Genomic DNA, 21,723 nt, shown 5'->3' with positions numbered 1-21,723 from the left:
CCGGAGGCATCGTGACATCGCGCGGGCCCGGGATCGCGGAAGACGATCGGGGCGCGCGGGAGCAGATCGGGAGCGGGCGAGAGGCAAGTGGGGACAGCCGGGGGCCCGGCCGTGGCCTACGAGCTACGGCGGGGCTTGCCACGCTTCGCGGGCTTGGCCGACTTCGCGCCGGCGGCACGGGCGCGTGCGCTGCGGGCGGCCGGCGTCGCCTTGGCCGCGGTGGCCGGCTTCTTCGCCCGCTTGGCCTTCTCCGGCGAGGCCCCTGTCGTCTTGGCCGGCTGCGAAGTCTGTGCGGCCTGGCGGCCACGCGTGCTGTTGACGGTGCGGCCGCGGACGATGCCGATGAAGTCGTCGACCATGTCCGTGGTGGCCTCCTCGGGCCAGGACAGGGCGACGGTCGACTCGGGGCCGTCGGTGAGGGGCCGGTAGGTGAGGTCCCGGCGGTGGTACAGGCGGGCCAGGGACTGCGGCACGACCAGGAGACCCACACCGGCGGCGACCAGTTCCACGGCGTCCTCGGTGGTCGCGGGGCGCTCGAAGGCGGGCTCGCCCGGCGGGGCGTCCCAGTCGAAGACGTCGTCGAGGGGGTGGAAGAGGACCTCTTCGCCGAGGTCGGCCACGGTGACCTCCTCGACCGCCGTGATCAGGTGGTCCTTGGGGACGACGACCACCGTGGTCTCGGTGTAGAGGGGGATCGCGCTGAAGAACGTACGGTCCACCGGGAGCCGCACCAGACCGGCGTCCGCCTCACCCGCGCGCAGCAGGCCGGACGCCTCGCCGGCGGGGACCTGGTGGAGGGTGAGGGGGATGTCGGGCCGACGCTCGTTCCAGATCCGAACCCATTTGGCGGGCGTCACGCCGGGGACGTACGCGAGCCGGAACGACGGTGTTTCCTCCGAGCCTGTCACCAGCCCAGGTTAACGGGCCCCGGCCGACCGCTCGGCATCGGCCGCGGCCGATGCCCCGCATCCGTCGTGGCCGATGCCCCCGCATCCGTCGTGGCCGGCCGCCCCGCATCCGTCGTGGTCGGGGCTCCCGCGACCGGCCGATACCCTTGACCTCATGAGTTCGCACCAGACCGCCCAGACGATGAAGCCCGCGACCGCGGCGAAGAAGCTGGGCGTGTACCTGCCCGCCACGCCCGCCGCCTTCCAGGAGGGTGCCGTCTCGCGCGCCGAGCTGACCGAGCTCCAGGCGAATCCGCCCGAGTGGCTGCGCGAGCTGCAGGCCAACGGACCGCACCCGCGTCCGGTGGTCGCGGCCAAGCTGGGCGTGTCCATCGCGGGGCTGGCGCGCGGTGGGGTGACGGAGCCGCTCACCACCGAGCAGATCGAGGAGCTCAAGCGCGAGCTGCCCGAGTGGCTGGAGAAGGAGCGCGCCACGCAGGCCGAGGTCCGCAAGGAGACCGTGCGACTGAAGAACGTGAAGCGGGAGAAGGAGTCGGGTCAGGGCTGAGCCCCCGCCCGCGCGACTTTCCCACGGCCCCGGTCCAGGCACCTCCGCCTGCGCCCCGGGGCCGTTGCCGTACCGGCCGCGCCCCTTCGCCGGTCCGCCGGCCCACGACGGCCACCGCCCTGCCCACCTCGACGCCGACCGCCCGACCCGCACAGCACTCTCAGCCGGCCGTCCTCTCCTGTCGCCGGCCACCCCGCCCTCGGTCCGCCGGCCTCTCCCACCGCCGTCCGGCACCGGTCCCCGCCCTGGTGCGCTGCCGATTCCGCTTCCGCCCAGCCCCGTCCCATCCCGTCCCGTCCCGTCGGCGGTGCGCTTCCACCACCGCTCCGTCCCCGATCCGTTCCACCGTCCGCTCCCAACTCCCCCAGCCCCAAACCTCTTCACCGGTCACCCCCGCCTCCGCCTCGTCCCCATCCCCCACCGCCCCTTCCCTCGTCGCTGAGCTGCGGTTTCCCCATCCGGGCACAGACCGCGGGAGGCGTTGTCAGTGGTCTCCCCTACAGTCGCCATCACTTGATCACTGCGGTGCGGGGAGGCACGCATGGGGTGGGTGACGGCCGGGGACTACGAGGTGGCCCTGGACGACGGGAAAGTGGTCTGCCGCAACGCGGCGGGGCGGCGGCTGAAGTCCGTGCCCGCGAAGTTGGCGGACGATCCGGCCGTCCTGGGACTGCGGCAGCTCACCGAGTGGCTGGAGCGGCACGAACGGCAGTGCCTGGCCGACGTGGAGCGGTGGATGACCCGGTCCCTTCCGGTGCCGCTCGCCGTCCTGACGCGGGTCTGGCCGGACCCCGCCTGGCAGGCGGCGCTGCGCGACCTGGTGGTGACCGGCGCCGACGGCGAGGTCGCCGGGTTCCTGCGGGACGCCGACGCCGGGCGCGGGCTCGGCCTGGTCGACCTCGACGGCGACACCGTGCGCATCGCCCCCGAACTGGTCCGGCTGCCGCACCCGGTGCTCCTCGAAGACCTGGAGGAGCTGCGGGAGTTCGCCGTCGAACTCGGCGTCGAGCAGAAGGCCCAGCAGCTCTTCCGGGAGGTCTGGCACCGCCCGGCCGCGGTGGACGCGGAGGGCACCCAGATCGAGGAGTACGCGGGCGGGGTGTTCAAGGAGCTGAGGTTCCTGCACGGCAGGGCCACGCAGTTGGGGTACCGCGTGCGCGGCGGATACGCGGTGTGCTCCGTGCTGGAGGAGGGCCGCGGGGTCGAGGCCCGGGTCTGGATCGGCGACTACGACAGCTACTTCGAGACCGAGACCGGCCCGCTGGCGTGGACCGATCCGGCGGGCCGGACGCTGAGGCTGGGTCAGGTCGGCCCGGTCGCCTGGTCGGAGGGGATGCGGATGGCGGCTGCGCTGTACGCGGGGCGGGACATCGAGGACGAGGAGCGGGCGGCATGACCACGTACGACGACACCACGGCCGCGCTGCTCGACGCCGGCGCGATCCTGCCCGCGGGCACGACCGCGCGGGAGGACGCCGACGTCCTGACCGCACGCACGTACACGCACCCCGCCCTGGACGGGCGGGCGGTGGTCCGCCTGGTGCCGGGCACCCTCGGCGAGGCCGAGGACCTGGCACTGGAGTTCCTCGGTCTGGCCCGGGAGCCGGAGGCGCCCGAGGTCGGTCAGGTGCGCCGGGAGACCCTGGGCTTCCCGGCCTGGGCGCTGGTGCACGACCCGGCCAACGGCCATCACGCCCTCGCCCTGGTCAAGGACGTCGAGCGGCTGGCCCGGCAGGCCAAGTCCAAGCCGGGCAACGCGAAGGAGGGCTTCGAGGCGCTCGGCGAGCGGCTCGGCCGCGCGGTCCCGCACTTCCTGCCGACCTTCTACGAGCAGGCCGCCCGGGTCTTCCTCCAGCACGAGAACACGACCTACGCGGCCGCCTTCTTCGGCAAGGCCCGCGAGGCCGAGCGGGTGCACGCCCTGGCCGTGGACGAGGAGCGGCAGCGGGCCGTGTTCCTGGAGTTCGCCTTCGCCGGGGCGCTCACCGTCAAGGCGCTGAAGGAGTACGTGAGGGATCTCGCGCGGCGGCTCGAACCGGCCACCGCCTGGGCGCAGTTCCGGCAGCTGACGGTGGAGCGCTGTGCGGCCGGCATGCCGCCGTACGCCTCGCTGCCGCAGGACGCGCGCGGGCTGATCAGGGCGGCGGGGCTCGACCGGGTCACCGAGGAGTGCGCCCTGGTCGCCGACCTGCTCGCGTCCCCGGCCTCGGTACGCGCGCCCGCCTCCTTCTGGAACGCCTACCGGAGCGTGCTGGCGGTCCTAGCCGAGCGGCGGCCCGGGATCCGGGCACGGCTGCTGGAGATCATGCCGGCCGGCCTGGGCCGGGAGGTGGAGGACGACGAGTTCTGGCTGGCGCTGCTGGCCGAGTGCGGGGCGGACCTGCTGCTCACCGAGGAGGGCGGCGAGGCCGACGCGGCGGAGTGGCTCAGCCGTTGGGCCCAGCACCGCAAGCACGGGGCGGCGTACTCGCACCGCTCCCCCGCGACACTGGCGCTGGTCGAGCGGATGGCGCCCCGGCTGCGTGCAGGCGGACGGCCCGTCGATCTCTTCACCGGGCGCTGGCAGCCGGGGGCGGACCTCGATCTGCTGGACCTGTGCGTGGCGGAGGGCATCGCGCTGGCCGTGCCCGACGCGGACACGCAGGTGCACCTGCAGCTGGCCATCTGGTTGCGCGACAAGCGGCCCGGAGAGCGGGACCTGAAGGCCGTCGCCGCCGATTCCCGTTACCGGGCGCTGCTGTTCGAGGCCGTCGAGGGGCTCGGGCGGGGGCAGGGGCCCGCGGAGCTTCCCAAGGTGGCCGCGCATCCGGTGCTCGGCGACGTACTGCGTGAGTGGCTGCAGGAGGCGACCGCGGAGTTCGCCGCCACCGCCGGACTGCCCGGCGTAGACGCGAAGCTGGAGCGGCTGCGTCCCTTCCGCGCGGTGGTGCAGGAGAGCCCGCAGGCCGTCCGCCGGCTCACCGGGTACGACATCGTCCCGGTCCTCGGCCGTACGCTGCGCGCCGGGATCCTGGACGAACTGGGCTGGCCCGCGCTGGAGGAGGCGCTGGAGCTGCTCGACACCGAGGTGCGCAAGGACCGGGACAACACGCTGTCGGTGACCGAGGCGTGGCCCGCACTGATCCTCGTACGGGGCCACAAGGCGGTCGTCGCCGGTCCCGAGGGCATCCTGCTCACGCACAACCTGCGGCTGCCCACGGACCTGGACCGCTGGCAGCGCCCCCGGTTCCGGTACGTCGACGGCGAGTTGCTGGTGATGTGGCGGGACGGTTCGAAGCAGCACGGCTACTGGTCGAACCGCCCGTCCGAGGTGGTCCCGCTCGGTGGCGAGCAGATTCCCGGCTGGTGGTCCGGTATGGACGCGGCCAACGCGTCGATACCGCTGCCCGGTGGCGGACGGGCCACCGGTGGCCGCACCCTGCACGCCGGGGACACGGTCCTGCCGCCGAGCCGCCCGGTCATCGGCGACGGCACCACGTACTGGCGTCAGGGCAGGCAGGGGCGGCAGTCGCTGTGGCTGGAGTACGACCCGGCGACCGGCGAGCACGGGCGTGCCTCGCTGCCCGCGCTGCTGGCGTCGGCCGTCCGCGAGGACGCCTCGCTGCTGCACGACTCCTGCGAGGTGCTGCCGCTGCAACCCGGCCTTGAGCACAGCCCGTTCGGCACCGACGGCACGGTTCTCGGGCGTTGGGTGCGCACGGAGGGCGAGGGCGTGGAGGCGCGGACGACCGCCGGTACCCCGGACGGGCGGACGGCGACCTTGCGGGCGGCCCGCAACGGCCGGGTGCCGGGGGTGCCGCTGGGTGCGCTGCGGCTGCCGGGCGGGGCCGCGCCGATCGCCGCGCAGATGTACCAGAGCGTCGCCCTGCACGCGGACGACGGCACCGAGCTCGGGCGGGTGTCCTTCGGCGAGTCCGGCGGGGCGTACGCGGCCGGTACCCGGCTGGTGCCGCCGGTCGCGTTCTGGCACGCGCTGCGCCCCCGCGACGAGCGCGGGTCGGCCGTACTGCGCGCCCTGACCGACGCGTCGGCCAGTGAGCTGATGCGGGCGACGGCGACGGCGCTGGACGAACGGCAGCAGGCACTGGCCGCGGCCGGGAAGGACGACAGGGCCAGGGCCGCGGTGCCGACCACCGACGCGGTCACCCTGGCCGCGGTGGCGCGGGCGCTGCCCGAACTCACCGACCGGCGGCTGCTGGCCGGTGTCGCCGCCCTCGTCCGTGCGGCACTGCGGTTCGCCGAGGTCGCCGCGACCCTGGCCAGCCCCGCGCAGGAGCGGCCGCGGCAGCCCCGGCAGCGGACCGAGGGCATGTTCGCCGACTACTCCCCGCTCCACGGCGGGGACCGGACGCTTCACGACGCCACGGCCGGAGTCGTGACCCTGCAGAACGCGTGGCACGGCGGCTGGGCCGCACTGCGCCAGATCCGCGCGGTGAACCACGTGCTGTCCGGCAGGCCCGCCGACGGCAAGCCGCTGCCGGAAGGCGAGCGGCTCACCCCCGTCGGCGGCGGCTGGCTGAGCGACGAGCACACCGTCCCCGCCATCGGCGCGGAATGGACGCCCGTCCTGGGCGCCCTGCGCCCGCTCGCCTACCGCGCCGCCTCACCGGCCCTCACCGACGTGCAGCGCGAGCCGCTGCTCCTGCTGTTCGAGGCGCTCACCGAGGGGCCGCTCCCCGGACTGGGGACCACGCTGCGCGCGGTCGTGCTGAGCGAGCCGCACGACAAGCAGCAGCGGGTAGGGCAGGTGGTTGCCGTGCTGAGCGAGCCGCACGGCAAGCAGCAGCGGGTGGGGCAGGTGCTGCGCCGGGACGGCCGTACGGTGGTGGTGCTCGGCTGCCAGAGCGTCGACGCCCAGCTGGGAGCGGTCGAGTGGCTGGCGCTGGACCACGACCCGTCCGGGGCGTTCGGTGCCGTCGGACACTTCACGCTGGTCAGGGAGACCCGGTACACCACCGGGATCCCGGCGGACCGGCTGGCCGAACTGACCCGGCTGATCCGGGAGAAGGGCGCCGCACCCTGGCGGCCCGAGGCCCCGGAAGCGCTGGCGGCCGCGACGGACGGCGCACTCGGCCCCCTCCAGGCCGCCGTGCTGCTGGCCGGCCACCCGCACTCCCCCGCCGCCGAGGGGCTCGCCACCGTCGGCCTCAAGCCCCGTCAGCGGACCTTCGGCGCACAGCTGCTGGACTCGCTGGGCCAGGACGAGCAGCGGGAGCTCCTCGGCGCGCTGCTGCCCGACGACCCGGCCGAGCTGTGGACGACCGGCCCCGACACGACGGCCGCCGGCCGCCTGTGGGCCGAGCGCCTCGGCACCCTGGTACGCCTGCCGGAGGAGCTGAGCACCGACCTCGCCGGCATGGGCGTCGGTCACGCCGAGGCCGTGCTCAACCCCGCACGCACGCCCTGGCTCGCCCGCACCACGGTGTTCCGGACCGGCAAGGACGGCGACTTCGCGCCCGCCGACCCGGCGGCGGTGCCCGGTCCGTACGTGCTGGCCGGGGCCGTGGAGAGCCTGGCCGCACTGGCTTACGTGCTGCCGTACGGCCATCCGCTGCGGGCCGGACTGACGGACGGGCTGGGCGCACTGCGCCGCCGGCTGGCCGACCCCGAGCTGCTGATCGACCTGCACATGGACTGGACGGAGAAGGGCGGCCCGACCTGCGTGCAGCTGCGCAAGGTCTTCGGCCTGCCGGAGACCGGCGGCGCCGACGCGAACGGGCTGACGAGGGCCGGTGACGCCCTGGTGCTGCGCCCCTGGTACTCGGACACGGAGCATGTGCTGCTCCGGCCGGGAGCCCTGAGCGGAGCCGACGACCCCGTCTTCGGGCTCCTGGAGGGCCTGCTCGGCGAGGGACGTGCGCCCCGGCTGCGTGCCGTCCGGACGCTGCTCGGCGACGACCTCGCCCGTGCCCTCGGGGCCGAGGGACCCGCGGGGTACGCCCAGGACCCCACGGCCGGCGTGCCCGCGCTGGTCGCGGAGGTCTCCGAGGCACACGGACTCGGCGAGGACGCGGCGGCGCTCTACCTCCAGCTGCTGGCGCTGCCCGACCCGACCGACCGCAACTGCGCGCGCTGGACCGGCTGGAAGCCCGCCCGGATCAAGAAGGCCCGTGCCGAACTGGCGGCGACCGGTCTGGTCGTCGAGGCGAAGCGGCCGCGCGCCGGCCGCACCCTCTTCCTGCCCGGCGGCTGGCGTGACCTCAAGGCTCCGGCCCTGCCGCTGGAGACCTGGAAGGAAGCCCTCTACCCGGTCTCCGACGGCAGCCGCACCCTCCCGCTGGTCCCGGTGCCGGAGCTGTTCACCCGCGCCTGGGAGCGGATACGCGCCGGGGACGCCCCCGCATACGAGCAGCTGACCACGCGAGCCACCCGCGGCGGCCGCCGCCGATGACCACGGTCCGTACCACACGCACTACCGCTCCTACCCCCGCCGGCACCACCACTCGTACCGCCGCTAAGGACGACCACCGATGACCGCCAGCACCGCGCCCCTCCGCCAGATCGTCCCGCCCGAGGACCACTTCGCCGCCGAACTGGCCTTCCTCGCCGCGTACGACGCCGGTCCGCGCCCGCCCGCCTGGCGGCTCACGCCCCGGGCCGTCGTCACCTTCGTCATGGGCAGCGGCGGCCAGGCGCTGCGGCTGCCCGACGACGCCGAGGCACCGGAGGGGGTGCCGCGCCGGCTCGTCGTGGAAGGCAAGTTCGTCGGCGACCGGGCCCTCGTCGAGCGGTGCGTGGTGACCCTCGCCGGTGAGCGGGGACTGCTGCTGGTCGGCGAGCCCGGCACCGCCAAGTCGATGCTGTCCGAGCTGCTGTCGGCCGCGGTCTGCGGCACCAGCGGCCTGGTCGTGCAGGGCACGGCGGGCACGACGGAGGACCAGCTCAAGTACGGCTGGAACTACGCCCTGTTGCTCGCCCAGGGCCCGAGCCGCCAGGCACTCGTGCCCTCCCCGGTCCTCACCGCGATGTCCCGGGGTGCCGTCGCACGCGTGGAGGAGGTCACCCGCTGCCTGCCCGAGGTGCAGGACTCCCTGGTCTCGTTGCTGTCCGAGCGGCGCATCGCGGTACCCGAACTGGCGGGCACGGACGACGCGTTGGCGCATGCGGCACCCGGGTTCAGCCTCATCGCCACGGCCAACCTGCGGGACAAGGGCGTCTCGGAGATGTCCGCCGCGCTCAAACGGCGCTTCAACTTCGAGACCGTGGGCCCGATTCCGGATCTGGACGCCGAGACGGCGCTGGTGCGCGGCCAGGCCCGGGCGTCGGTGGAGCGGGCCGGGGCGCCCTTCCAGGTCGACGACGCGGTCCTCGAGGCCCTGGTCACCGCGTTCCGTGATCTGCGCGAGGGACGGTCGGCGGAGGGCTGGGAGGTGGAGCGCCCGTCCACGGTGATGAGCACGGCGGAGGCGGTGGCGGTGGCGGGCGCGCTGGCCCTGTCGGCGGCCTACTTCCCCGGGGACCGCGACGTCCTCGGGCTGCTCCCGGGCCATCTGCTCGGCGTCGTGCGCAAGGACGACCCCGCCGACGCGGCCCGGCTGCGCGGCTACTGGGACGGTCCGGTACGCCGGCGCGCGGAACAGGGCTCGGCGACCTGGCGCACGCTGTGGGACCTGCGCACGGTCCTGGAGGCGTGACCGGTGCCCGACTCCCCCGAGGCGGCCCTCGCCGCTCTCACCGACCCGGCGGGGCCGTACCTGATCGGCGTACGGCACCACGCGCCCTCCCTGGCCGCCGCCGTACCCGCGCTGCTGGACGCGGCCAAGCCGGACGTGCTCCTCGTCGAGCTGCCCGCGGAGCTGCAGGAGTGGCTGCCGTGGCTCGCCCACGAGGAGACCCGGGCTCCCGTGGCCCTCGCGGCGGCACCGGCCGACGGCAGCGGCGGCCCGGCGTTCTATCCGTTCGCCGACTTCTCCCCGGAACTGGCGGCCGTACGGTGGGCCGCGCGGAGCGGGGTGCCGGTGGTCGCTTGCGATCTGCCGCTGGCGGATCGGGGGTGGCGGGAAGGGGAGCGTGCTGCGCAGGGGCCGGGTCGGCTGTCGGACGCCCTGCGTTCCCGGCTCACCGGGCGGTCGGGCGACGACCTCTGGGACCGGCTGGTCGAGGCAGCCGCTCCCGGTTCGACACCGGAGGCACTTCGGCGGGCGGCGCTGCTGACGGGGTGGGCGCTGCGGGAGGAGTCGACCGTGTCGGAGGTGGATCTGCGACGCGAGGAGTGGATGCGTTCCCGTCTGGCCGACTCAACGACGAACGGCGCGCGAGCAGCCGCAGTGGTCGGCGCCTTCCATACTCCGGCACTGGTGCGCCCCTTCAGGGGCGCGGGGAACTGCGCGACCAGCCCCCACCCACCCGCACCCGAATGGACCACCTCCCTCATCCCCTACACCTACGCCCTCCTGGACGAGCGCTCCGGTTACCCGGCCGGCATCCGCGACCCCGAGTGGCAACACATGGTCCTGGAAACAGCGGGTGACCCAACCGCCCTTAACGAGGCATTGACCAGCGCAGCCGTCCGTATCTGTGCCGGACTCCGCGATCTCGGCCACCCCTCGGGCCCCGCCGACGCCCGCGAGATCACCCGCCTCGCCGGAGACCTCGCCCGCCTCCGCGGCCTCCCCGCCGCTGGCCGCGGCGAGCTGGTCGAGGCCGTCCAGACCGTGCTGACACAGGGCGAGCCCTACGGCCGGGGCCGAGCCGTCGCCAGGGCGATGGAGAACGTCCTGGTCGGCACCCGCGTCGGCCGTCCCACGCCGAAGGCGCCCCGCAGCGGTCTCGCCCCCGCCGTCGAGGCGGAGCTCGCGGCACTCGGTCTGCCCGGCCCGGCGGACAGCGGCCCCGGCGCCGCCCGGGAGCTTCGGCTCGACCCCCTCCGCTCGGATCTCGACCGCCGCCGCGAACTGCTGCTGCGCCGCCTGACGTTGTGCTCCGTGCCCTACGCCGAGCCCAGGCCGGTGACCGGCACGGGCGGTGCGGACGCCCTCACCTCGCGCTGGGAGGTGCGCTGGACCCCGGCCACCGCCGCGATGCTGACGGCGGCCGGAATCCGTGGGGTCACCCTCGCCCAGGCGGCCGAGGGCCTGCTGCGCGAGCGGAGCCGCAAGGAGCGGGACGCCGGTGGCCCGACGGCGGCGCAGGTGCTCGACGGCCTGGAGCAGGCGGCGCACTGCGGCCTGCCCGGCCTCGTGGCGGAGCGGCTCGGCGACACCGCCGAGGTACTCACGGACGCCGGTACCCTCCCGGAACTCCTCGCCGGGCTGGCCCTGTTGGACCGGATCGGGACCGGTCACATCGCGGGTCTCGACGCGGACGAGGACCGTACGGCCAGGGCCGTCGCCGTGGGCGAGCTGCTGACCGCGGCCGCGGTGCGCCAGGTGGACGGCCTCACCGGTTCCGAGGACCAGGCCGACGCCCACGCCCTGCTCGAACTCGCGCACCGCGCCGACCTGTCGGGCGGAATCCGGCTCGCCGACGCCCTGGCCCGGCTGGCCGCCGACGGCTCCCCGTTGATGCGGGGCGCCGCCGGAGCCGTTCGCGTGCTGCTCGGCCAGGAGGAACCGGGGGCGTTCGGCGGCCGGGTCGCCTCCTGGGTGGACGGGGCGGTCGACACCGAGTCCCGGTCCGCGCTCACCGCCCGGCTGGCGGGCCTGCTGACGGCCGCCGGACGGCTGCTGGAGGCGGCCGCACCGGCGTTGGAGCCCCTGGTCGACCGGGTGTCGGGGCTGTCCGACCGGGACTTCCTCGACCGGCTGCCGGCCCTGCGCGGCGGTTTCGACACGCTGAGCCCGGCCGACCGCGAGCGTCTGCTGACCGGGGTCGAGGGGCGTCTCGGCGTCGACCGGGTGGCCGACACCGGCGCGATCGACCCGGCCGCGCTGGCCATCTGGACCCGCGCGGACCTCACCGCCCGCGAAACCCTGCGCACGCTCGGACTGCTGCCCCCGCCACGGGCACACAGGGAGCCCGAGCCGGCCGACACCGCCGTGGCCATGCCGGACCACCACCGGCTGGCCCCCGCCGACCGGTGGCGTCTGCTGCTCGGCCGCCGCACCGATCAACTCCCCAAGTCGGCACGGCCCTTGGCCACCGCACTGGACGAGCTGTACGGCCGCGGACGCGGCGAGGGCAGCCGGGGCGACCTCGGCGGCAGGGGCGGTGGGCGCGAGGCCTCGTATCCCGGGGTGCGGGAGTGGTCGGAGGAACTGGCGGCACTGTTCGGTCCGGGTATCCGGGAGGAGGTGCTGGCGGCGGCCGCGACGGGCCGGCCGGACGTGCTGGCCGAGCTGGATCCGGAGAGCGTGCGGCCCTCCGTGGACCTGCTGCGCTCCGTGCTCCGGCACGCGGGCGGGCTGCCCGAGGCCCGGCTGGCCGCGCTGCGCCCGCTGGTACGGCGTCTGGTGGACGCGCTGACCCGGGAGCTGGCGACCCGGCTGCGACCCGCACTGCACGGCACCGCGCTGCCCCGGCCCAGCCGGCGCCCGGGCGGCGGCCTGGACCTGCCGCGTACGCTGCGGGCCAACCTGGCCACCGCCCGCCGGGCGGCCGACGGCACGGTCCAGGTGATCCCGGAGCGTCCGGTCTTCCGGACCCGGGCGCGGCGCGCCGCCGACTGGCGGCTGATCCTGGTCACGGACGTGTCCGGGTCCATGGAGGCGTCGACGATCTGGGCGGCGCTCACCGCCTCGGTGCTGGCCGGGGTACCGACCCTGTCCACTCACTTCCTGGCGTTCTCCACCGAGGTCGTCGACCTCACCGGGCACGTCGACGACCCGCTGTCGCTGCTGCTGGAGGTGAGCGTCGGCGGCGGCACCCATATCGCGGCCGGGCTGCGGCACGCGCGCGAACTGGTGACCGTGCCGTCCCGCACGCTCGTGGTCGTGGTCAGCGACTTCGAGGAGGGTTATCCGGTCGGCGGGCTGCTCGCCGAGGTCAGGGCGCTGGTCGGGGCGGGCTGTCAGGTCCTGGGCTGTGCGAGCCTCGACGACTCGGGGCGCCCCCGCTACTCCACCGGCATCGCGGGGCAGCTGGTCGCCGCCGGGATGCCGGTCGCCGCCCTCAGCCCACTCGAACTCGCCCGCTGGGTAGGGGAGAAGATCGCATGAGAACGGAACGGGAACTGCCCGCCGTCGCCCCGGCCGTGACCGCCGAGCTGGTCGAGGCCCTCTCGCCCCGGCTGCGCAAGCGGCTGGACGCGGGCATCGCCAAACTGGCGGACCGGCCGGTCGTCCGGGACGGCGACACCGTGCGCATCACCGTCGACGACGAGGGCTCCGAGCTCGAACTGCACGCCGCCGGGGGCGTCGTGGCCGACGCGGCGGCCATCCGATGCGGCTGCCTGCTGGCCCCGGACTGCCTGCATCGCGCGGCGGCGGCTTCGGCGGCACCGGTGGCCGACATGGCGGGGACTGCCGGGACCACGGGAGGCGCGGGGAGGAGGGAGGAGGTGGAGAACACCGAGCCCGCCCCGTCCGCCAAGTCCGCCAAGCTCACCGCGAATGCCGCGAATGCCGCGGCCGCCGCGTCCACCGCGTCCACCGCGTCCACCGCGTCCACCGCGTCCACCGCGTCCACCGAGCAGTCGACGCCCGTTTCGGTCGGCCGTGAGGTACCCGCCCCGGACGAGTCGGCGACGCCCCCGCAACGCAGCGCAGCCCACGCCGTTTTCGGCGCCGCGGCCGCCGTGCTCGACGCCGGTACGGACGGTTCCGGTGCCGTGCTGCAGGCGGAGTTGCTGCGTGCCGCGCACACCGCGCGCCTCGCGGGTCTGCCCCGGGCGGCCGCGGCGGCGGTCTCCGTGGTCACCGCGTTGCGCGCGGCCCGTGCGGCCGACCCGGCGTTCCGGCTCACCGAACTCGTCAACGCCGTGTCGGAGACCCTGTTCGTGGCCCACCGCGTCCCGTTCGCCACGGGTGCCGAACTGGCCGGACTGCGCGGCACCGTACGGCAGCCGTACACGCCGGACGGTTCGCTCCGGCTGTACGGCCTGTTCTCGGAGCCGGTGCTCACCGCGAGCGGCTACGCGGGCGCGGTGACCTGGACCGCCGACGCCGAGGGCCTGCTGTACACGGTCTCGGACGTGGCGCCGGGCGGCGCGGGCCGGGCGGTGGGCGCCGCCGACCGTGCCGTACGCGTCGGGGACACGGCGCTGACGCACCGGGAGTTGGCGCGGGCGGGCCTCGCGGTGTCGGGGGCGACGGTGTCGCCGACCGGCCGGCTGGGGGCGGGCGCGGGGGTACGGGCGGTGCGCGCGTCGGGTGCGGACTGGCGGGCCGCGCCGCTGGACCGGTTGTGGGCGGTGCCCGTGGCCGAGCAGGTCGGGCGGGCGCTGGGCGGCGGCCACGATCTGCTGTTCCTGGAGGTGACGCTGGTCGGCGCGGTGCGCGAGGCGGCGGGTGACTGTCTGCTGGCCGACTGCGGCGGTGTGGCGTTGCGGTTGACGGCGGCGCACGACCATCCGGCGCTCCCGCACCGCGGCAACCTGCGGCTGCTGGCCGCCGCGCGCGGCAGCCGGCTGCGTGTGATCGCACGACTCGCCGCGGCCCCGCACGCCCGTGCCCACCTCCTCGCAATCGAGCACCCCACGAGCGCCGGGAACCGCGTCGACGTGGGGCTGGACCGACTCCAGCAAGCGGACCTGCCGACTCCGGCGCCTGCGTCCACCTCTGCCCATGCCCATACCCATGCCAATGCAGCTGCGCCTGCCCCGATCGACGCGGTGCTGGCGCCGGACGAGGCGCCCCTGCACCTGCTGCACCGCCGGGTCGGGCAGGCGGTTTCGGGCGGGCGGCGCGTGCTGGCCTTCCCGGGGGACTCCGCGGCCGATGCCCGCCGTCTGCACCGGCACGGTCTGGGCACGGCCGGCGATATCCTCGACGAGTTGCTCGCCGCGGCGGCGGAACGTTCGCGCGACGCCTTCGGACGTCTCCTTCCGGCGGACACCGGTCGTTTCGCCCGGGCCTGGCTGACCGCGGCGCGCTACACGGACGAGGTCGACCGTGTGCTGTGTGCCGCCGCCTGGGGCGGATGACCGGGCAAGGCGGCCGTATGCGGGCCGCCGCTCCCCCGTGCCGGCGGCCCGCGCGACCGGAGTCGTCCCATCCGGTGCCTGGTTGAAGCATGCGGCACCCCGCCGTTGCGTGGGTATGCGTATAACTGCGTAGGGGCACGACCAGAGAGGAACACGTGTTACACGGGCTGGACAGGGCCTATGAACGCCTCACCGAACTGGCCGTGGCCGCGCTCAACGAACGCGAGCCCGAACGGCTCTGGCCGTTGCTCGCCGAGGCGGTGACCGCTCTGTGCGGTGGGGAGACGCTGATCTACAAGCTGGACGACTGGAGCGAGGCCAAGGGCACCCTCGGGATGTCGCCCGCTGCCGCCGCCTCGCTGGGCCGGCTCGGCGACGAGTCGCTGGGGGTGCTGCGCTCGGGCTACCCGTTCGCCCACCACTACGCGGCCGGCCTCGGCCGTGCACCGGTCACGGCGCGTCGGCTCGCGGGCCGCGCCTGGCCCGTGAGCGAGACCGCGCAGGTGCTCGCTGACGGCCTGGACCTGGACCAGGTGCTGGCGCTGCCGCTGCCCGGCACGGTCGCGCCGATCACCGGCTGTCTGGTCTACCGCTCCGGCACGGACTTCACCGACGACCATGTGCGGATCGCCGAGCGCGCGCAACCGCTGCTGGCCGCCGTCGAGCAGCAGCGCCGGCTCCTGGAGCAGTGGCGCCGGTTGTCCGCGGCGGCCGGCGAGCCGGAGGAGAGCGCGGCGGACTGTGCGCTGACGCCGAGGGAACTCACCGTCCTCCTCCTGCTCACCGACGCCCTGACCGCCGACGCGATCGGCCGCCGGCTGGGTATCTCGGCGCGCACGGTGCACAAGCACGTCGAGAACATCTACCGCAAGCTCGGCACCCGCGACCGCCTCGGCACGGTCCTGCACGCCCAGCGGTTGGGCTTGGTCCCGGCGCCCGAGCAGGCGCGGCCCCGCAAGGGGCCGACGGCCGGGAAAACCCGTGGACAGCGTCTTCGGCCGCCCGGCACAGTGGCCGATCGTGACGAGCAGTGAACTGTGGAGCCAGGCCGAGGCCGACCGCTACGACGGCGAGGAGAACGAGATGTCCTCGGCCGCCGTGCTCGATCCGACCGTCGACTTCCTCGCCGAACTCGCCGGAGACGGACGGGCGTTGGAGTTCGCCATCGGTACGGGGCGGGTCGGTGTCCCGCTCCGGGAGCGCGGGGTGCCCGTGGCGGGCATCGAGTTCTCCGAGCACATGGTGGCGGTCCTGCGGCGGAAGACCGACGAGGAGACCCTGCCGGTCGTGCTCGGGGACATGGCGAAGGCCACCGTGCCCGGCGAGTTCGCCCTGGTCTATCTCGTCTACAACACGATCTCGAACCTGCTCACCCAGGACGAGCAGGTCGAGTGCTTCCGCAACGCGGCCCGGCATCTGCGGCCCGGCGGCCGGTTCGTGATCGAACTCGGGGTGCCGCCGCTGCGGTTGCTGCCGCCGGGGCAGGTCGCGGTGCCGTTCGACGTCTCCGCGGAGCACCTCGGCTTCGACACCTTCGACCTGGTCGAGCAGATCCTCGTCTCGCACCACCTCACCCGCGACGGCGAGGACGGCCGCTACCGCCGGGACGCCTCCCGGCACCGGTACGCGTGGCCCGCGGAACTGGACCTGATGGCCCGGATCGCGGGCCTCGCGCTGGAGCGCCGGGTGGCCGACTGGGACGGCTCCCCGTTCACCCAGGACTCCACGAAACACATCTCGGTGTGGCGCAAACCTGCGTGACCGTCGCGACCGTGGTGACCGGCGCGGCGCCGACACCGACATCGGCACCGGCACCGGCACCGGTCAGCCGCTCGCGGGCGTCCACTGGATCCGCGTACTGCACAGGGAGACCACGACAGCCGCCGCCGCGACCACTCCGAGGCCCCACACCAGGCTGCTCGAACTCGCCACGAAACCGATGAGCGGCGGCCCCGCCAGCAGGCCCGTCGTGCCCATGGCCGCCACCAGTGCCAGCGCCTGCGAGCCCTGCTTCGCCGCGGCCACATAAACGCACGGGGTCACGGCCGCACAGCCCAGTCCGACGCAGGCGAACCCGACCAGCGCCGCCACCACTCCCCCGCTCAGCAGGGCGAAGGCCAGCCCGGCGGCGGCCAGGGCGCTGCCGAGCAGAACGACGCGCCCGTCGCCCCAGCGGCTGCGCCAGCCGTCGGCGAAGAGGCGGGCCAGCACCATCATGCCGGAGAACACGGCGATGCCCATCGGCGCCAACTCCGCCGTCGACTTGGCGACTTCTCGCAGGTAGAGGGCGGACCAGTCGTTCATGGCGCCCTCGGTCACCGTGCCGAACGCCATCGCGCAGCACATCCAGAGCGTCACCCGGGACGGAAGGCTCCATCCGGCGCGGCTCTTGCTCTGCTTCTCCGCCGCGGGAGCCTCGTCCTCGAGAAGACCGGGGCGCGCCAGCGCCGCCAGCAGGACGAGGACGACGGCGGCCACGCCGAAGTGCGCCGTGACGGAGGAGGTGGCCGCGTTCATGCCGGAGGCGAGCAGCGCGGCGAGCAGCGAGCCGGCGCTGAACGTCGCGTGCAGTCTGGCCATGGTGTTGCGTGCGTACCGGGTCTCCAGGGCCGTTCCCTGTGCGTTCATGGCCACGTTCAGGCACCCCACGCACACGCCGTCCGCCACCATGACCAGCAGGGCGACCGGATAGTCCGGGGCGAGAGCGAGTGCCAGGAGCAGCAGGGTCAGGCAGAGGGCGGACAGCAGCGCCAGCCGTGCGGAGCCCAGCCGTTTCATGAGCACCGGCACCAGCGGGAACGACGCCACGGCGCCGATGCCGGCCGCCATCAGCAGCACCCCCACCTCGGCCGCCGTCAGCCCGAGGTCGGCCTTGATGGCGGGGATCCGCGAGGCCCAGGTGGCGTACTGGAAGCCGAGGGAGCAGAACAGTGCGGCGATGGCCAACTGGCTGCGACGGAAGGGATCACGGACAGGGAACACACACATCAACTCGCTTCGTCGACTCGGCCGTCGCACGGGACATGTAGACGGCGTTCGCGCCGTATCCGTCCGGGGAGATCCCCGGGTACGCGGTGAACCCGCGTGCCGACCAGAACGGCTCGCTGCGGCCGACGGCGATCAGCGAGATCCGGTCGAATCCGCGTGAACCGGCGGTCAGGGTGAGGTGGTTGAGAAGCCGCTGCCCAAGTCCCCTGCCGCGCTGCCGTTCCGCGACCACGATGTCGTGCAGATGCAGATTGCGTGGGTGGTGCGCGGAGACCGCGGGCTGCTCCGCCCGTTCGAGGTCCGGGTATCCGAAGGGCGGATACGGCAGTGCCAGCACGTACCCGGCCTGCCGCGCGCCGACGTCCAGGACGAAGCAGGTCTCCGGCGAGGCGTCCGCCCTGGACCGCAGGGCCGCGCGTCCCTCCGAGAGGCCGAGTTCCGCATAGGCCCGGGATTCCATCGCGGCGATGGCGTCCCAGTCGGCGTCGGTGATGTGGCGTATGCGTACGCCGTCGCCGCTCACGGCCGGCCTCCGTCGATGCAGGTGTACGGGAGCGGGGCGAAGCCGTTGAAACCCTGGGTCGTGTAGCTGATCGCGTAGGCGCCGCTGGCGAGCACCCAGACGGGATCGCCGGACGCCAGCTCCCGCGGGACGTGGACGAGGGCGTGTCCCTGGGGGTAGGCGTCGTCGCTGTCACAGGTGGGACCCGCCACGACGGCGGGGACGTGCTCGGCATCGGGGTGCGTGGGGAAGACGAGCGGGTACTGCAGCGCGTCCATCTCGTAGAGGCCGTTGAACTTGCCGCAGGTCAGGTAGAGCCAGTGCTGCCGCTCGCCGTCCGGTCGGCGCCGCTCGGCGAGGCGGGTGACACGGGCGCGGATGGCCCCGTGGTCGGCGACGAGGTGGCGCCCCGGCTCCATGACGAACGCGAGGTGTTCGCCGTGGACTTTCCTGAGGTGGCGCATGCCCTCGCGGATGACGGCGAAGATCTTGTCCAGCGGAGGTTCCAGGGGCAGGCCGTGCGGGTCGAGGTATCCGAGGGCCGGCAGACCGCCGCCGAGGTTGACGTGGTCCAGGACGATGCCGCGCCGGCCCAGGGCGGCCAGGACGTCGGCCAGACACTCGACGGCGCTGTGCCAGGCGTCGGCCGTCATCTGCTGGGAGCCGACGTGCACGGACAGACCCGAGGGGGTCAGGCCCATCTCCCGGGCCGCTTCCAGGATCCGCACGGCGTCCGCGGGCGAGCAGCCGAACTTGTTGCTCAGTCCCCACAGCGCCCCGTCGCCGCTCGTCGCCAGCCTGCAGAACACGCGGGCTCCCGGGGCATGGGCCGCGACGGCCGCCAGGTCCTCGACGCTGTCGGTCGCGAAGTCCCGGACGCCGAGGCGGTGGGCGTCGGCGATGTCCCGGTCGGACTTGACGGTGTTGCCGTAGTGCATCCTGCCGACCGGCACGCCCGCGCGCAGCGCCTGCTCAAGTTCCCGGGGGCTCGCCCCGTCGACCCCCGCGCCCTCGCTCGCGAGGCAGGCGAGGACCTCGTCCACGGGGCAGGACTTCATGGCGAACCGGACATCGACGCCGGGCAGTTCGCGCCGCAGGGTGTCGTAGCCGCGCCGGATCCCGGCCAGGTCGAAGAAGATCCCGTCCTCGGTGGCGCCCGCCAGCGCGGCGAGCAGGGGCGCGGAGGCATGGGCCCTGGCCGCCGTCACCGCCGTCACCGCTGCCGTCCGGGCGTGCGGGGTACGTAGGTGCGGCGGGCCGCGTCGACCAGCGGCTCCCACGCCTCCGTCAGCAGGGCGAAGTCCTCGATGTCGCCACGCGCCTCGTCGAGGAGGCGTTCGCGGCGCCGGTCCAGAAGATCGGCGAACTCGGCGTACCGGCCGCCGAGTTTCCGGTACGCGGCGTCGAGGACGTCCAGCCGGTGGACGTTCTCGCTCCGGTCGAGCCCCGCGCTCTCCCTCGCCAGCCGGGCCACGGCCGACGCGCGCACCTGCCCCTGCCCGTCGAGCAGTGACGTACCGGCCCGGGCCATGTGGTCGTAGACGAAGTTGAAGTAGAGCATCGACAGCAGGAACTTGACGAAGCGCAGCTGGTACGCCGTGAACCCGGAGTCGGTACGGCGTTCGCCGGTGTAGAAGTTGACGATGTTCCGGTTGTGCAGGACGCCCGGCAGCGCGGCGTCGTGGACCAGGTGGATCAGGAAGTAGTCGCTGCCGATCGTGTCGGTCGCCGGCGGCAGGGGCACGTGTTCGTGCACGCCGTGGAAGGCGATGTTGCACATGTCCACGCGCATGGGGTCGACCACGGTCAGTGTGGAGTGGTCCGCGGTGAAGGCGTCCGTGCCCGCGCCCCGGAAGGACTCCTCGACGAGTTGCCTCTTCTGCTCCGGCGACCAGTCCACGGGCGCCCACAGACCGACCATGTCGTGGTACACGCCGGGGTCGATCCGGAGTATCTCGCCGATGTCCACGGACAGTTCGCCGACGAAGGAGCTGCCGACCATCGCCACCCGCCGGTCCATGCGGTCGGCGGCGAGTGCGGTCTCGGTGACGTGGGGGGCGGCGTCGGCCGCGCGCCTGCCGAGTGACAGCAGTTCGTGATGGACGGGGAAGACCGGCTCGCCGCCTGCGGCCTGGTACCGGCTGTCGGAGTCCCTGCGGTGCACGGACTCGCAGCCCAGCGCGGCGGCGAGCAGGAAGGCGCGGTTGGTGCAGGCGCCGTAGGAGAGGCCGGCCGGGAGCATCAGGTCCAGCAGGAGGTCGGGCTTCGTGGCCGCGGACCGGTCGATCGTGCGCCGGAGGAAGTCCCGCTGCCGTACCTCGTCGAGGTGGTGTACGACGATCCGCGGGTGGTCAGGTATCCGGCGCACGGCCTCGGCGTGTTCGGCGTAGGCCGGTGCGGGGCAGGAGTCCAGGATCAGGAGGTGCACCTCGACGTCGAAGTGCCGGGCGGCGTAGGCCGCTTCCTCGGCCACGGCCGTGATCGTCGCCGTGCAGGGCCTGTTGGTCGGCAGGGTCAGGCAGATTCGGCGCATGTCTCTTCTCCGGCCGGCTGCGCTGCACCGTCGAGGTCCGCCCCGTTCCAGGAGGTGCGGCCCAGCAGCTTGGCGCCGAGTTCGTCGAGCGTGGCCCTCCCGTACCGCAGGGACTCGTGCCGCGTGGCGTCGCCCAGCAGCGTCCCGTTCCAGTCGGGCGTGGCGAGGGTGCGCCACGACTCGACCCGGGAACGCCTGAGCGCGTCGTGGGACTCCAGCGCCGGCATCATCGACAGGTACTGGACCGCGCGCACCGTCTGCTCGGAGGTGTTCGGTGCCACGCCGTGCGCCAGCAGCCCGTTGAAGATCAGCAGGTCGCCGGCTTCGAGCTCCGGCCGGACCACGGGGAACTCGGCGCGGTCGATCCTGGGCCGGATCGGGTCGCGGTCGTCCGGCTGGAACGCCTTCCACTGGTCGAAGCGCTTGAACAGCTCGGGGCAGCACTGGAAGCCGCCCAGTTCCGGCCTGGTGTCGGTCAGGGCGATGATCCCCTGGACCCGCTGCGGCAGTATGCCGAGCGTGGTGTCGACGTCCCAGTGCAGCTCGATGTCGAAGCCCTCTTCCGTGCCCGGGATCAGGGCCCGGTCACGGTTCCTGATGTTGGGCGGGTTCAGGTTGAGCCGGTCGAGCGTCACCCAGAGCTCTTCGCAGTCCCAGACGTCGACGAACGCGTCGTAGACCCGGCGGGTCTGGCGGCTGTCCCAGATGAGCTGGTGGTGATAGGCCTCGACGAAGCCGTAGATGTGCAGATCCCGGTCCAGGTCGGAGCGGTACTCGCGCTCCTCGTACCAGGTCTCCGGGCGCTCGGGGTCCAGTCCCTGGAACTCCCAGGCGAAGTCGAGCAGTTCGCGGGCCGAGGCGGCGGGTATGGCCTGCTTCACCACCACGTAGCCGTACGTCTGCCAGTGGGCGAAGTCCTCCTCGGAGAGGACTCGCAGCGGGCGGCTCTTCGTCAGGTCCCGCAGGGGTGTCTGGGCGAGGTAGGTCTCGCCGTCCGAGCTGAAGTAGGGGATGTCCGAGGGGGCTCGATGGAGATAACGGTCAGTCGTGGGCATTCGGTGCTCCACACCTCGATCTCAGGTACCGGCGGCCCGACCGGGTCGCCAACTGCGCGGAGTGAGGGACGGGGACCGTTCCGGCAGGGTCACTGCACCACGGGCCGCACCAGCCCCTCTTCGAACTCGCGTACCTACAACCTGGACTAGACCAACTCATCCTGTCAAAC

Annotated in this window: 14 protein-coding genes; 8 read left to right on the top strand and 6 right to left on the bottom strand. The window is 74.0% G+C overall.

Going from position 1 to position 21,723, the window contains the following annotated elements; genetic code table 11:
* Window positions 1-116 precede the first annotated feature (116 nt).
* Window positions 117-908 (bottom strand): LysR family substrate-binding domain-containing protein, encoded by a 792-nt coding sequence (locus KVT45_RS21890; RefSeq protein WP_217549950.1) that lies wholly within the window; start codon window positions 906-908, stop codon window positions 117-119.
* A gap of 154 nt (window positions 909-1,062) precedes the next feature.
* On the opposite strand from KVT45_RS21890, the gene KVT45_RS21885 reads away from it, so the two are divergent.
* The 8 genes from KVT45_RS21885 to KVT45_RS21850 all read left to right on the top strand — a co-directional run bounded on the left by KVT45_RS21885 (window position 1,063) and on the right by KVT45_RS21850 (window position 16,236).
* Window positions 1,063-1,455: a DUF5997 family protein gene (locus KVT45_RS21885; RefSeq protein WP_217549948.1), complete on the top strand. Its 393-nt coding sequence runs from the start codon at window positions 1,063-1,065 to the stop codon at window positions 1,453-1,455.
* 541 nt (window positions 1,456-1,996) lie between these two features.
* Entirely contained in the window at window positions 1,997-2,851 is an 855-nt protein-coding gene (locus tag KVT45_RS21880) for a DUF4132 domain-containing protein (RefSeq protein WP_217549946.1), read from the top strand.
* Complete coding sequence (locus tag KVT45_RS21875; RefSeq protein ID WP_217549944.1) at window positions 2,848-7,845, top strand: hypothetical protein; 4,998 nt, start codon at window positions 2,848-2,850, stop codon at window positions 7,843-7,845. Before KVT45_RS21880 ends, KVT45_RS21875 begins: the two co-directional genes overlap by 4 nt.
* Before the next feature lie 79 nt (window positions 7,846-7,924).
* Entirely contained in the window at window positions 7,925-9,088 is a 1,164-nt protein-coding gene (locus KVT45_RS21870; RefSeq protein ID WP_217549942.1) for an AAA family ATPase, read from the top strand.
* A gap of 3 nt (window positions 9,089-9,091) precedes the next feature.
* A complete protein-coding gene (locus tag KVT45_RS21865) occupies window positions 9,092-12,550 on the top strand; it encodes a DUF5682 family protein (protein ID WP_217549940.1) in 3,459 nt (1,152 codons plus the stop codon).
* Window positions 12,547-14,475 (top strand): hypothetical protein, encoded by a 1,929-nt coding sequence (locus KVT45_RS21860; protein WP_217549938.1) that lies wholly within the window; start codon window positions 12,547-12,549, stop codon window positions 14,473-14,475. The genes KVT45_RS21865 and KVT45_RS21860 overlap by 4 nt, the downstream gene beginning before the upstream one ends.
* A 155-nt stretch (window positions 14,476-14,630) precedes the next feature.
* A complete protein-coding gene (locus KVT45_RS21855) occupies window positions 14,631-15,509 on the top strand; it encodes a LuxR C-terminal-related transcriptional regulator (protein WP_217549936.1) in 879 nt (292 codons plus the stop codon).
* Window positions 15,496-16,236 carry a class I SAM-dependent methyltransferase gene (locus KVT45_RS21850; protein ID WP_217549934.1) on the top strand — a complete coding sequence of 247 codons (741 nt, stop codon included), beginning with the start codon at window positions 15,496-15,498 and terminating at the stop codon, window positions 16,234-16,236. Before KVT45_RS21855 ends, KVT45_RS21850 begins: the two co-directional genes overlap by 14 nt.
* A gap of 63 nt (window positions 16,237-16,299) precedes the next feature.
* Here KVT45_RS21850 and KVT45_RS21845 read toward each other — a convergent pair whose 3' ends face one another.
* From KVT45_RS21845 to KVT45_RS21825, 5 genes are read right to left on the bottom strand one after another with little or no spacing between them, the layout of a single operon-like run.
* Window positions 16,300-17,463 (bottom strand): MFS transporter, encoded by a 1,164-nt coding sequence (locus KVT45_RS21845; RefSeq protein WP_217549932.1) that lies wholly within the window; start codon window positions 17,461-17,463, stop codon window positions 16,300-16,302.
* Window positions 17,441-17,986, bottom strand: coding sequence for a GNAT family N-acetyltransferase (locus tag KVT45_RS21840; RefSeq protein WP_368857555.1), 546 nt, complete (start codon window positions 17,984-17,986; stop codon window positions 17,441-17,443). The genes KVT45_RS21845 and KVT45_RS21840 overlap by 23 nt, the downstream gene beginning before the upstream one ends.
* Complete coding sequence (locus KVT45_RS21835; protein WP_217549930.1) at window positions 17,983-19,182, bottom strand: type III PLP-dependent enzyme; 1,200 nt, start codon at window positions 19,180-19,182, stop codon at window positions 17,983-17,985. Before KVT45_RS21835 ends, KVT45_RS21840 begins: the two co-directional genes overlap by 4 nt.
* Complete coding sequence (locus tag KVT45_RS21830) at window positions 19,179-20,498, bottom strand: DUF6271 family protein (RefSeq protein ID WP_217549928.1); 1,320 nt, start codon at window positions 20,496-20,498, stop codon at window positions 19,179-19,181. Before KVT45_RS21830 ends, KVT45_RS21835 begins: the two co-directional genes overlap by 4 nt.
* Entirely contained in the window at window positions 20,480-21,553 is a 1,074-nt protein-coding gene (locus KVT45_RS21825; protein ID WP_217549926.1) for a phytanoyl-CoA dioxygenase family protein, read from the bottom strand. Before KVT45_RS21825 ends, KVT45_RS21830 begins: the two co-directional genes overlap by 19 nt.
* Window positions 21,554-21,723 lie beyond the last annotated feature (170 nt).

It is taken from the genome of Streptomyces sp. GbtcB6 (assembly GCF_019091475.1).
Taxonomy (GTDB): Bacteria; Actinomycetota; Actinomycetes; order Streptomycetales; family Streptomycetaceae; genus Streptomyces; species Streptomyces hyaluromycini.
This window is presented reverse-complemented; position numbering and strand designations above follow the sequence as displayed.

Excerpts from the sequence above, each read along its gene's own strand:
- KVT45_RS21830 (WP_217549928.1), bottom strand. The coding sequence starts at position 20,498 with ATGCGCCGAATCTGCCTGACCCTGCCGACCAACAGGCCCTGCACGGCG.
- KVT45_RS21845 (WP_217549932.1), bottom strand. The coding sequence starts at position 17,463 with ATGTGTGTGTTCCCTGTCCGTGATCCCTTCCGTCGCAGCCAGTTGGCC.
- KVT45_RS21885 (WP_217549948.1), top strand. The coding sequence starts at position 1,063 with ATGAGTTCGCACCAGACCGCCCAGACGATGAAGCCCGCGACCGCGGCG.
- KVT45_RS21880 (WP_217549946.1), top strand. The coding sequence starts at position 1,997 with ATGGGGTGGGTGACGGCCGGGGACTACGAGGTGGCCCTGGACGACGGG.
- KVT45_RS21875 (WP_217549944.1), top strand. The coding sequence starts at position 2,848 with ATGACCACGTACGACGACACCACGGCCGCGCTGCTCGACGCCGGCGCG.
- KVT45_RS21825 (WP_217549926.1), bottom strand. The coding sequence starts at position 21,553 with ATGCCCACGACTGACCGTTATCTCCATCGAGCCCCCTCGGACATCCCC.
- KVT45_RS21860 (WP_217549938.1), top strand. The coding sequence starts at position 12,547 with ATGAGAACGGAACGGGAACTGCCCGCCGTCGCCCCGGCCGTGACCGCC.
- KVT45_RS21870 (WP_217549942.1), top strand. The coding sequence starts at position 7,925 with ATGACCGCCAGCACCGCGCCCCTCCGCCAGATCGTCCCGCCCGAGGAC.